Source organism: Acidisoma sp. (assembly GCF_035492295.1).
Taxonomy (GTDB): Bacteria; Pseudomonadota; Alphaproteobacteria; order Acetobacterales; family Acetobacteraceae; genus Acidisoma.
Window position 1 is genome coordinate 18,431 of the sequence record NZ_DATJJK010000231.1, and the last position, 12,325, is coordinate 30,755.

At 65.3% G+C, this 12,325-nt stretch carries 10 protein-coding genes; 3 read left to right on the forward strand and 7 right to left on the reverse strand.

Annotation, left to right across the window (positions count from 1 at the left end):
• The first annotated feature begins 22 nt into the window (after positions 1–22).
• Both VL752_RS17470 and folE read left to right on the forward strand, forming a co-directional pair.
• Positions 23–1,525 (forward strand): glycosyltransferase family 39 protein, encoded by a 1,503-nt coding sequence (locus VL752_RS17470; protein ID WP_325357140.1) that lies wholly within the window; start codon positions 23–25, stop codon positions 1,523–1,525.
• Between the two features lie 99 nt (positions 1,526–1,624).
• Positions 1,625–2,242, forward strand: a complete 618-nt coding sequence (folE, locus tag VL752_RS17475; RefSeq protein ID WP_325357149.1) for a GTP cyclohydrolase I FolE — start codon at positions 1,625–1,627, stop codon at positions 2,240–2,242.
• 70 nt (positions 2,243–2,312) lie between these two features.
• On the opposite strand, the gene VL752_RS17480 is transcribed toward folE, so the two are convergent.
• The 3 genes from VL752_RS17480 to VL752_RS17490 are packed head-to-tail and all read right to left on the reverse strand — an operon-like array spanning position 2,313 to position 5,408.
• Entirely contained in the window at positions 2,313–2,831 is a 519-nt protein-coding gene (locus tag VL752_RS17480; RefSeq protein WP_325357141.1) for an ankyrin repeat domain-containing protein, read from the reverse strand.
• Entirely contained in the window at positions 2,828–3,682 is an 855-nt protein-coding gene (locus tag VL752_RS17485; RefSeq protein WP_325357142.1) for an MOSC domain-containing protein, read from the reverse strand. The genes VL752_RS17480 and VL752_RS17485 overlap by 4 nt, the downstream gene beginning before the upstream one ends.
• Positions 3,683–3,698: 16 nt before the next feature.
• Positions 3,699–5,408: a methyltransferase domain-containing protein gene (locus tag VL752_RS17490; protein WP_325357143.1), complete on the reverse strand. Its 1,710-nt coding sequence runs from the start codon at positions 5,406–5,408 to the stop codon at positions 3,699–3,701.
• 173 nt (positions 5,409–5,581) lie between these two features.
• On the opposite strand from VL752_RS17490, the gene VL752_RS17495 reads away from it, so the two are divergent.
• Complete coding sequence (locus VL752_RS17495; RefSeq protein ID WP_325357144.1) at positions 5,582–7,060, forward strand: NADP-dependent isocitrate dehydrogenase; 1,479 nt, start codon at positions 5,582–5,584, stop codon at positions 7,058–7,060.
• A gap of 99 nt (positions 7,061–7,159) precedes the next feature.
• Here the strand turns inward: VL752_RS17495 and VL752_RS17500 are convergent, their stop codons facing one another.
• The 4 genes from VL752_RS17500 to VL752_RS17515 form a co-directional block, all read right to left on the reverse strand.
• Positions 7,160–7,552 (reverse strand): gamma-glutamylcyclotransferase family protein, encoded by a 393-nt coding sequence (locus VL752_RS17500; protein WP_325357145.1) that lies wholly within the window; start codon positions 7,550–7,552, stop codon positions 7,160–7,162.
• 7 nt (positions 7,553–7,559) lie between these two features.
• Complete coding sequence (gene pgmG / locus VL752_RS17505) at positions 7,560–8,969, reverse strand: phosphoglucomutase/phosphomannomutase PgmG (RefSeq protein ID WP_325357146.1); 1,410 nt, start codon at positions 8,967–8,969, stop codon at positions 7,560–7,562.
• 10 nt (positions 8,970–8,979) lie between these two features.
• Complete coding sequence (galU, locus tag VL752_RS17510; RefSeq protein ID WP_325357147.1) at positions 8,980–9,864, reverse strand: UTP--glucose-1-phosphate uridylyltransferase GalU; 885 nt, start codon at positions 9,862–9,864, stop codon at positions 8,980–8,982.
• A 153-nt stretch (positions 9,865–10,017) separates the two neighbouring features.
• Positions 10,018–12,325 (reverse strand): NADP-dependent malic enzyme (locus tag VL752_RS17515; RefSeq protein ID WP_413788775.1); only part of this gene is annotated, 2,308 nt, incomplete at its 5' end.

Below are 12,325 nucleotides of genomic sequence, written 5' to 3' on the forward strand. Positions count from 1 at the left end.
CACCGAAGGGCCGCTGCCGCTCGTGTCTCCCCTCTTTCTGCTCATCCTCGTCACCTCCCTGATCCGCCTGCTCATGGGCTGGGTCATGGGTCTCGGTATTGACGAGACCTATATGGTGGCGGCGAGCCACCACCTCGAACTCTCCTATTTCGATCATCCGCCCATTGCCTGGTGGCTGACCCATGCGGCGATGTGGGCGACCGGCGGGGATGCGCCGGTCATCGTCCGTTTCCCCTTCATTGCCCTTTTCGCGCTCACCACCTGGATGATGGCGCGTGTCACCACGGCCCTTTTCAAGAGCGAAAGCGCGGGCTTCTGGGCGGCGCTGCTGCTCAATCTCTCCCCCGTCTATGCGGTGACGACGGGCGGCTGGGTACTGCCGGACGGGCCGCTCGACTGCGCGCTCATGGGATTTCTGTGGTTTTCCCTGCGCGCCGTGGGCCTGCTGCCCTCCCGCCTTCCTTGGGCGGATTGGCTGGCGGCCGGGCTCTGCGCCGGGCTCGCCATGCTCTCCAAGTATAATGGCGCGCTGGTGCTGGCAGGCCTGCCCCTCTATCTGGCCACGACGCAGGACGGCAGGCGCTGGCTCAGGCGGCCCGAGCCCTGGGTCGCCGGCCTCCTTTCAGTCCTCATGTTTCTGCCGGTGATCATCTGGAACGCTGATCATCAATGGGCCTCCTTCGCCTTCCAGGGCGACCGTGCCGGGGGGCTGCGCTTCCAGCCCTGGGCGCCGTTGGTGGTCTGGGCCGGAGAGGCGCTCTTCGTGCTGCCTTGGATCTGGGTGCCGATGATCCTGCTCTGGCTGCGGGCGCTGAAGCGCGGGCCGGCGGAGCCGACCAGCTGGTTTCTGGCGCTGCTTGCCGCGATCCCCATCCTGCTCTTCGCACTCGTCTCCGTCTGGTCCTCGCGCCACATTCTCTATCATTGGTCGGCGCCTGGAACGCTCATGCTCTTCCCGTTGCTGGGGGCGGAGGTCGCCCGTCGGTTGGAAGGGGGCGCGCCCGGTTTGCGCCGCGCCATCCTCGGCACCATCGCCTTCGTGCTGGTCGGCCTGGCCCTCGCGGGCTCCGAGATGCGCTTCAACTGGACGACGGCGCTCTTCGGCCCGCATCTCCTCGCCCGCGCGAAGGATATCGCCGGCGGCGTCGATTGGGACGGGCTCAGGGCGCGTCTCGCCGGGCGCGGCCTGCTGGATCGGCCTGGTCTGGTCATCGCGGTCACGCGCTGGAACGATGCCGGCAAGGTCGATTACGCGCTGCACGGCCGTCTGCCGGTCGTGGTACTCGCCCATGACGCGCGCGAATACGGCATAGTCGACCCGGCCGATCGCTACATCGGACATCCGATGCTGATTCTGGTGCCGGATGATCATCCCCAGGCGCTTGCCGCGCGTCTCGCCCCTCTCTTCGGTTCGCTTAAAATCCTTCCGCCTCTGCCGATTTTCTTCGGCGGCTATCCGCTGATCGACCTCTCCGTGCTGGCAGGCGAAGATTTCAAAGGGCTACAGGTGGGAAATGAGGATTGAACTGGCCGCGCATCCGGTCTCTATGCGCGGTCGTTGCATAGTCGCGAAATCGGGGGATCAAATCCCTCGTCAGAGAGGGAGCTTTCCTTGAATCCGCCGATGATCTGCCATCCGACGACCCCTGGACGCCCGACGCGCGAAGAAGCCGAAGAGGCCGTCCGCGTTTTACTGCGCTGGGCCGGCGACGATCCCACGCGTGAAGGCCTGCTCGATACGCCGGGCCGGGTGACCCGCGCCTACCACGAATATTTCGGCGGTTACGACATTGACCCCGTCGGCATTCTCTCCCGCACTTTCGCGGAGACGGACGGCTATGACGAGATCGTCCTGCTCCGTGACATCCGGTTCGAGAGCTGTTGCGAACATCACATGGCGCCGATCATCGGCCGCGCCCATGTCGCGTATCTGCCGCGCACGCGCGTCGTCGGCATCAGCAAGCTTGCGCGCGTGGTCGATGCCTATGCGCGGCGCCTGCAGATTCAGGAGAAGATGACCGCTCAAATTGCCAATACGCTGGACGAGGTTCTGCAGCCGCTCGGTGTCGCCGTGGTGATCGAGGCGACCCATCAATGCATGACGACGCGCGGTGTGCACCGCCCGGGGACAAGCCTCGTCACCAGCCGCCTGCTGGGCGCCTTCCGTGACAATCCAACGACCCGGCGGGAATTCCTCGCCATGCTGCAGCGGCCCGGCATCGGCGCCGCGGCGGAGGGCTGATTCGCACAGATAGAGTTTGTCTATCGAGCATGATGGAAGCGAGGTCGCTTCCATCATGCTCGGGCCAGCTCTAGGCGCCCTCGAGCTTGGCGAGAATGGCGGGATTGCCCTGGGCGAGATCCAGGGCGGTCTTACCCTCGGCGTCGGCGAGCCTGGGGTCGCCGCCAGCCTCCAGAAGCAGATCGACCATCGCGCCGCGTCCGAACATCACCGCGAACATGAGCGGCGTGCGGCCCATGGAGTTCGCGGCGTTGGGATCAGCCCCGGCCGCGATCAATTGGCGGGCGATCTCGATCTCGTCCTTGAAGGCGACGCCTGCGAGCGCCGTCGCACCTTTGGCATCCCGCCCGTCGACCGCCGCGCCTGCTTCCAGCAGCTGAGTCACGCTGCCGGCCTGGCCGTTGTAGGAGGCGAGGATGATGGGCGGGAAACCGCGCCCGTCCGGGCGGTTGGGGTCCGCCCCCTGGCGCAGGAATTCGGCCAGCAGCTCCTCATGGCCTTCACGCAGGGCGTTGTAATAGAGCAGCTCCACCTGTTCCTGGGTCAGGGTCCTGGGGCCGGGCGTGGTCGGTCCGGTCTCGTCGGTCATGGGGGCGGCTCCGTTGTGGAAAGAGGGATGACAGTGCTCTCCCCAGTTTCCAGGATTTCGACCCTGTCGCCAACTGCGATCCGACCCGGCTGGTCTGGGATCAGGTTCTGTCCGAACATCACGCCACCCACCGTCCGCCGCGTGCGGCCGAGGGTTTTCAGCGGCTCGGATTTGTCCGGCCGCTCCCCGCTATGCTGATCCACCGTAGTCACAATGCAGCGCGAGCAGGGCTTCGCCACCCGAAGGACGACCGTGCCGATGCGGATGCGGCGCCAGCGGTCCTCGGCCCACGGGGTGCTGCCGTCCACCACGATGTTCGGTCGGAAGCGGTTCATGGTGATCGGCTCCGGCAAGGCCGTGTTCAGGGCGTCGAGCGAGGCGCTGCTGGCGAGCAGGACCGGAAAACCGTCCGAAAAGGCGACATGGTCGCCCGCCTGCCCATACTGGGAAGCGACGGGCCGCGCTGCGGTATCGGCGAGATAGACGAGGCTGCATGCTTCTCCCAGCGCCGCAGCCAGCCAAGCGGCGGCGGCCGGGCCGGCGTCGAGGGCGGGGACCGTGTCCCGCCAGACGGTGACCTCGCGGTGCAAGGCGGTCCCGGCATCCGGAAACGGCACTTGGCAGACGCCCAGGCCTTCGGTGGAGAGAAGGAGGCCCCCGGCCGTCGCCTGGGCCGCGATGCGGGCCATGAGGGGCAGTTCCCGCTGGGTCAGGAAATGGCCGTCAGGCCGCACCACCATCCAGCGGCGATCCGTCTCGATCCCCCAGGATGCGACCGAAACCGTGTCCTGAGGGTAGCCGCGCAGGGCTTTGACGGGGTGGATATGGAGCTCCTGGACGGTGAGCGGCACGGTTTTGTCCTGTCCTTTATGGGACGAGCGCAGGGACGCGCTGATAGAGCGCCTGCGTCAGTTCTTCGCGGCGGTCGAGCAGGCTGCGATACCAGCGGATGCGTGCGCCCACGCCGTACGCCTGCATCCGGCTCTCGGCGACGAGTTGACGCGCGGCCGTGCCGATGACGAGCCCGAGATCGGGCGCGGTCACCAGCCGGATGAGCTTCTCGTACAGATCGGCCTCGCTGCGGAAAATGAGTCCCGTCACGCCGTCTTCTATGGCGTTTTCATAGACGATGGGGCTCGCGAGCGCGACCGCGCGGGCCGCAGCCGCCTCGATGAATTTGAGGTCGGATTTGGCCCGGTTGAAAGGCGTGTCACGCAGCGGCATGAAGTTGATCTCGCACTTCGCCAGGATGTCGAGATAGGCCCGGTGGTCGCTGGTCGGCGTGAAGGTCTTGTATGGCGTATCGAGCGCATCAAAGAATCGCTGGTCATGCACGACCTGGAAGTGCAGCCGCTCTCCGAGCACGGAAGCCGCCGCATTGATCGCCGGCATGAAGCTCTGCCAGTCCGGTTCGCGATTGATCGCGCCGAAGAAGAGCGTGATCCGGTCGGGCGCGGTGAAATTGGCCGGCGGCCGCAGTTCGGCGATGGCATTCGGAAAGACACCGACTTCCGGGTTCTGCAGGCGCAGCGTTTCGGCCAGCACCTCCGTGCTCGTCTGCACCGCATGGGCGGCGCGGAAGTTCATCAGGCTTTCATCCTGAAGCTGCGGCATGAAGTCCGGGAAGTCGTCGAACTCGGTGATGACGAGGAAGCCGCGCTGCAGCACATGGCGGAAGAGCTGGATGCCGGTCTCCCCCAGCAGCAGCGGGCGGTGGAGAATGCAGATGCCCTGCTGGCGCTCCGACGGCAGCGGGAAGCTGTCGAGTTCGCCGACCTGGACGCTGACCGAGGGATCGCTTTTGAGGGCGCGCAGCGGATAGAGCACCCGCACGTCGCTCACCGCGCCGAAGGGCTTGAGCATGGTGGAGCTGACGGCGATGGGCGCTTGCGGCGTCTTGCGGGCGCGCCAGACATATTGAATGGGCGCGCTGCGGGCGAGGAAGCTTTCCCGCGAGACACCCATGCTGTCGAGCACGGATTTGAGCGCATCGGCGGCGGCCTCGGCCCCCTTGCGGTCGAAGGTCCGCGGCGTCACGTCGCAGATCTGCAGACCGGTGGCGGCCAGCGCCTTCTCCATGGTGGCGAGGGTGAACCAGCGCAGATGCGTGCGATCCAGCACGCCCTGGTCCTCGTAGTCGAAGCTGCCGTTCAGCAGCCGGATGGGTACGGACCAATGGGCGGCATTGGGCACGCAGATGAGCATGACACCGCGCGGGCTGAGCAGCGCCGCATGCGCACGCATGAGCGCCCAGGGGTCGCGCATATGCTCCAGCACGTCGCCATAGATGATGCAGTCGTAGCCGCCCGGCACCTCGAAGGGCAGCGGATCGCGCTCGACATCGAGACAAGCGACCTCGTTCAGCCTTGTGGCAGCGACGCGCGCGGCGGCGGGGTTGGCTTCCACGCCGAGATAGCGGGCGCGGGGATTGAGCTGCCGGTAGGCCGCTCCCAGCATGCCCTTGTGACAGCCGACGTCGAGGATGACGTCAGCATCGAGAGGGATGCGCTGGAGAAGGTCGGGGTTGAGGGCGTCCGGATAATCGGGGGTCATGATCCGGCTGTCAGCTGAGCCCAAGTCTCTATCTCCCATCGGCAAGGCCAAGCCCAGCCATCCAGACGAAACGATGCCTGCGCCGCTATGTTGCAGTGCATGATAAACCTGCATACGTGTATCGGCGTCATCCTCCTTTGCAGCATGCACCGCCGACGCGCAAATACGAGGCGCTTCCACCCGAGACAGGAGGCGTCATGGACGCGAAGACATCACGCTACAATGCCGTGAATGGCACCACCAAGACGAAGGTCACGGCGATCCCCGGTGACGGGATCGGGCCTGAAGTGGTGCGCGCCGTCCAACGGATACTGGCGGCGGCCGGAGCCCAGATCGATTGGGAAGAGGCCGAAGCAGGGGCTGAGGTTTTCAAGCGCGGCATCGCCTCCGGCGCCCCGCAGGAGACGCTGGACTCGATCGCCCGCAACGGCATCGTGCTCAAGGGTCCACTCGAAACCCCGGTCGGCTACGGTGAGAAATCCGCCAATGTGACGCTGCGGAAGTTCTTCGAACTTTACGGCAATATCCGCCCAGTGCGCGAACTGCCGGGCATCAGAACCCCCTTCTCCGGCCGCGGGATCGACATGGTGATCGTCCGCGAGAACGTGGAGGATCTCTATACCGGCATCGAGCATATGCAGACCGCCGGCGCCGCCCAGTGTTTGAAACTCATCACGGAGCCCGGCTCCGAGCGCATCCTGCGCCTCGCCGCGGCGCTGACGCTCGCCGAAGGTCGCCATAAGCTGACCTGTGCGACCAAGGCGAACATCATGAAGTTCACCGAAGGCATGATGAAGCGCGTCTTCGAGCGCATCATGCCGGACTATCCTGCCATCGAACCTTCACACATGATCATCGACAACTGCGCCCATCAGATGGTCATCGCGCCCGAACAGTTCGATGTCGTCGTCGCCACCAACATGAACGGCGACATCATTTCCGATCTCGCGGCCGGTCTGGTCGGCGGGCTGGGCGTCGCGCCCTCCTCCAATATCGGCGACCACGCGGCGATGTTCGAGGCGGTGCATGGCTCGGCCCCCCAGATCGCGGGAAAGGACCTCGCCAATCCGACCGCGCTGCTGCTGTCTGCGGTCATGATGCTGCGCCATATCGGAGATTTCGCGGCGGCCGAAAAGGTCGAGCAGGCCCTGCTGGTGACGCTGGAGGAGGGCAAAAACCTCACCGGCGACATCGCGCCCAAAGGCACGGGTGTCGGCACCACCGCCTACACCGATCAGGTCATCGCCAATCTCGGCCGCACCAGCGGCTATGCCTCGCGCGACTACAAGGCGCTCACCCTTGCTGAATGGCCGAAGGGCGTGTGGCATCGGGCGCCGACGGAGAGGCTCGTCATGGGTCTCGACGTCTTCATCGAAAGCGGCGCGTTGCCCGCCGAACTCGCAGCCTCGTTGCAGGCGGCAGCCGAGGGCACGGGTTTCGGCCTCAAGATGATCGAAAATCGCGGTGTCCAGGTCTGGCCGGCCCTGAGCGGCCAGCCTTTTCTGGTCGATCTCTTCCGCTGCCGCTTCTTGCTCGATGGGCCGGCTGACAGCGCCGAGCCTGCCATTGCCAAGCTGATGGCGGCGATCGGCGCGAAGCACCACTGGATGCATGTCGAGAAGCTGCAGCGCTTCGATGGGAAGGATGGCTACACCAAGGCCCAGGGCGAGAACTGAATCGCCGCAGGCGCCGGCTGTCGCAAAAGTTGACAGCCGGCAACTCGGGCAGGAAGGCTTGCCTTTAGACTCGTAAAATATTGAAATAGTTAATTTTTATTAGGCGTGGCGCGTCGCCGACCGCTCCATACGCACGCGGGCAGGATCCGTGGGCTCCGTCCAGGTCCGGCGCGTCACCGAGCGCGCTACCCAGATGCCGACCATGCGCTGCCTGCCGTCAACATCGGCGCGCACCCGGCGGAATTCGTAGGATGACCCTTCGTAGGCGATGAGGCGCGGCCGCGCCTGCGCGGTGATGCGGGCAACGAACCCCTCCACCACATGATGGGGACTGCGCGTGACGGAGGCATAGCGGGCGTTCCAGGCGCCGATATGGACGCGGGTCCAGCCCGCGAGGCGGGCCGGGCGGATCGTTTGGCCGATGCGCGGATCGCCCGCGATCTGGCCCAGCAGGACCGGATCGCGGAGCGAGCCATAGAGAAAGATCAGCAAGAAGCCCTCAGTGGCCGGAAGCAGCCGCCTCGAAATCCGGCGCCTCGATGCCCGAAGCCTCGAGCTGGACGACGAGATCGGCCTTCAGCCGCTCCAGCCCTTCCGCCGTCTTGGCCTCGGCGCGGGCGACGAGGACGGATTGGGTGTTGGAAGCACGGAGCAGCCACCAGCCGTCCTCGGTCTTGACGCGCACGCCATCGATTTCCGAGACGGAGGCGCCGGCATCCTTCAGCCGCCCGGCGACCTCGGTGATGACGGCGAATTTGCGCACATCGTCACAGTCGAAGCGCAGTTCCGGCGTGTTGATGACCCGCGGCAGCGCGTCATGCATCTCGGCGAGGCTGAGCGGCGAGCGGGCGGCAATGCCGATGAGGCGGATGGCGGCATAGAGCGCGTCATCGAAGCCGTACCACTTGTCGGCATAGAAGACGTGGCCGGACATTTCGGCCGCAAGCGGCGAGCCGGTCTCGGCCATCTTGGCCTTGATGAGGCTATGGCCGGTTTTCCACATCAGCGGCTTGCCGCCGGCGACCTCGATTTCGTCGAACAGCACCTGGCTCGCCTTGACGTCCGAGATGATGATCGAGTCCGGGCGTTCGCGCAGAACATCGCGTGCCAGGATGACCAGCAGCTGGTCGCCGAAGAAGATGTTGCCGTCGCCATCCACCGCGCCGATGCGGTCAGCGTCACCATCGAAGGCGATGCCAAGATCGGCGCCGGAGCCCTTCACCGCGGCGATCAGCGCCTCGAGATTCTTCGGCACAGTCGGGTCGGGATGATGGTTCGGGAAATGCCCGTCGATATCGCCGAAGAGGATCTTATGCTCGCCGGGGATATGGGTCACGAGCTTCTGCAGCACCTCCCCGGCCGCGCCATTGCCGTTGTCCCAGACGACCTTGAGCTTCTGCTCGCCGCCGTCCCAGTCCCGCGCCAGACGGGCGACATAGTCGTCGGTGAGGTCGACCGTCTCGTCCTTGCCGGCCCCTTCCTCGACCACGTCGCCGGCGGCTGAGAGCCGGCCGAGCTCCAGGATATCCTTTCCGAAGAACGGCTTCTTCCCGACCATCATTTTGAAGCCGTTGTATTCGGGCGGGTTGTGGCTGCCCGTCACCATCACCGCGCCATCCGTGCCCCGGGTGAAGGCCGCGAAATAGAGCAGCGGCGTGGGGCCGCGGCCGACGCGCAGCACGTTGATGCCGGAGGCCTTCAGCCCCTCGACCAGCGCCTTCTCCAGCAGCGGGGAATGGGTTCGGCCGTCATAGCCGACGGCGACGATGGAACCGCCTTTCCGGGCGATCATGCTGCCGAAGGTGCGGCCGATGGCGAAACCATCGGCCTCGGTCAGCGTTTTGCCGACGACGCCACGGATATCGTATTCGCGGAGCGAGGTCGGGTTGAAGCTGTGCGAAAATGCCATGGGGAGGTCCTTACGACGCGTCGCCGGTGTATTTCTTGAGAAAGGCGCGCACTTCCGGGGCGAGATCAGGGCGGGCGAGACCGAAAGCGATCTGCGCCTCAAGATAGCCCACCTTGTCGCCGCAGTCGAAACGCTTGCCTTCGAAACGCAGGCCGTGGAACGGCGAATGGCCGATCATCTTGGCCATCGCGTCTGTCAGCTGCACTTCGTTGCCGGCGCCGCGCTCCATCTTGTTGAGATGGGTAATCACCTCCGGCATCAGCACGTAGCGGCCGATGATGGAGAGGTTGGAGGGGGCGGCTTCGGGCTTCGGCTTCTCGACCAGGCCGGTGACTTCCACCAGGCTGCCGTCATCGGCGCCGGTCTTGAGGATGCCGTATTTATTGGTCTGGTCGCGCGGCACTTCCACCACGGCGACAACGCTACCCTCGGTCTCCTGATACGCCCGGGCGAGCTGTGTCATGCATGGCGTCTGCGACAGCACGAGATCGTCTGGCAGCAGGATCGCGAAAGGGTCGTCGCCAATGAAGGTGCGGGCGCACCAAATGGCGTGGCCGAGGCCGAGCGGCTCCTGCTGGCGCACGGTGCTGATCGCGCCCGGCTCGAGCTGGGTCTCGGCGAGCTGTGCCAGCGCTTCCGCCTTGCCGCGTTCCTGCAGCGTCGCCTCAAGCTCATAGGCGATGTCGAAATGGTCGATGAGCGCCGTCTTGCCGCGGCCGGAAACCATGCAGAACTGTTCGATGCCGGCAGCGCGGGCTTCGTCCACGGCGTATTGGATGAGCGGCCGGTCCACGACCGTCAGCATTTCCTTCGGCATCGCCTTCGTCGCCGGCAGGAACCGGGTTCCCAGACCTGCAACGGGCAATACCGCTTTGCGCAACGGTTTGGCGGGCATCGCTTACCTCGAATCTATCGGAGTTTCGGTGACAAAATTAAGGACTTGATACGTAGAAGAAAGCAACCCGTTGTCGTGCAGCCTGTCCGATTACTTTCCGCTAAATATCCTCGCATTCCGCCAATGTAGGGACGCTCGCCAAAAAGCCGAGTCTCAACGGCGTGAATTTGCCTCCGCCGCGGCAATGGCGCTGATGTTGATGATGGCGCGCGCCGTTGCCGTCGGCACCAGGATATGGACCGGCTTGGTGAGGCCGAGCAGCAGCGGCCCGACCTGCAGGCCATCGCCCGAGGCCTTGATGAGATTGAAGGCGATGTTGGCGGAATCAAGCGTCGGCATGATCAGCAGATTGGCCGTTCCAGAGAGGGAGCTGCCTTGAATCGCCCGGGCACGCGTCGCTTCGGCGAGGGCGGCATCGGCCTGCATTTCACCATCCACCTCGAGGTTCGGCAGCCGCTCGCGGATGAGCGGCAAGGCGCGGCGCATCTTCCGCGCCGTCTCGGAATTGCTGGAGCCGAAGGAGGAATGGGAGAGCAGCGCCACTTTCGGCGTAATGCCGAACGAACTCACGGCTTCAGCTGCGAGTTCGGTCATCTCCGCCACCTGTTCCGATGTCGGATCGACATTCATGTGGGTATCGCAGAAGAACAGCGGCCCTTCTTGCAGGATGACCGCAGTCATCGCGTAGACGCGGGAGGCGCCGGGCCGGCGCGGGATGATGGGCAGCGCGAATTGCAGATGCCGCCACCAATCGCCGTAGCCGCCGCACAGCGCGGCATCGGCGATCCCTTCCGAAACCAGCAGAGAGGCACAAACAGTGGATTGGTTGCGGACCAGGACATCCGCCGCATCCGGGCGCACGCCGCGACGCCCCGCGAGGGTCTTATATTTGGCGAGCAACGGGGCGAAGGTCTCGGTGTCCTGCGTGGGGTCCAGAATGGTGACGGCCTGGTTGAGATCCAGGCGCAGGCCCATTTCGCGCACCTTGCGCTCGATCGTCTCTCGCGCGCCGATCAGGATCGGGCGTGCAATGCCGTCATCCACCACCGTCTGCACCGCGCGGAGCACGCGCTCATCCTCCCCGGCGCCATAGGCGATGGTGCGCAGGCTCTGCTGGGCGGCCGCGACCACCGGCCGCATGAGCTGACCGGAGCGGTAGGTGAAGCGTTCGAGTTCGCGTCTGTATTGGACGAAATCCTCGATCGGCGTGTGGGCCACGCCGCTCGCATGCGCGGCGCGGGCGACGGCCGGGGCGATTTCCAGGATCAGGCGCGGATCGAAGGGTTTCGGGATGATGTAATCGGCACCGAAGATGGGCGCGGCACCGCCATAGGCGGCCACCACCGTCTCGCTTGCCTCGATACGGGCGAGACCGGCCAGCGCTTCGACCGCCGCCTGCTTCATCTCCTCATTGATCGTCGTTGCCCCGCAATCGAGCGCCCCGCGGAAGATGAAGGGGAAGCAGAGGACATTGTTGACCTGATTCGGATAGTCCGAGCGTCCGGTGGCGATGATCGCATCGGGCCGGTCCTCGCGCACGATTTCGGGCAGGATTTCGGGCTCGGGATTGGCCAGCGCCATGATGACGGGCCGCGGGGCGAGCTTGGCCAGCCATTCGCGTTTCAGCACGCGCGGGGCGGAGAGGCCAAGGAACAGGTCGGCGCCGTCTAGCACCTCCTCGAGCGTCCGCGCCTCGGTGTCCTTCGCGTAGCGCGCGAGGTTCGGCCCCATATTGTTACGGCCGCGATGCACCACGCCCTCGATATCGGTCAGGAAGACATTTTCGACCTTCAGGCCCATGGTGACCAGGAGGTCGATACAGGCGAGAGCCGCGGCGCCGGCGCCCGAGGTCACCACCTTGATGTCCGCGAGCGTCTTGCCCTGAAGCACGAGCCCGTTGGTGACGGCGGCCGCGACCGTTATGGCGGTGCCGTGCTGGTCGTCATGGAAGACGGGGATCTTCATCCGGGCGCGTAGATCGGCCTCGATCGCGAAGCACTCCGGGGCCTTGATATCTTCGAGATTGATGGCGCCGAAGGTCGGCTCAAGGGCCGCCACCACATCGCAAAAGCGGGTGGGATCGCTGGCGTCGACCTCGATGTCGAAGACGTCGATGCCGGCGAATTTCTTGAAGAGGACGGCCTTGCCCTCCATCACCGGCTTGGAGGCGAGGGCGCCGATATTGCCTAAGCCCAGCACGGCGGTGCCGTTGGAGATGACGCCGACGAGATTGCCGCGGGCAGTGTAGAGCTTGGCGTCGTCCGGATTGGCGACGATCGCCTGGCAGGCCGCGGCAACGCCCGGCGAGTAGGCGAGGGCCAGATCGCGCTGGGTTGCCATGCGCTTGGTCGGCTCGATGGCGAGCTTCCCGGGGCGGGGGTAGCGGTGATAGTCCAGCGCCGCTTTGCGGAGATTTTCGTCCAACTTTGCCCCCCTTTGCGCCGTCGCGGCGCAGATCGCT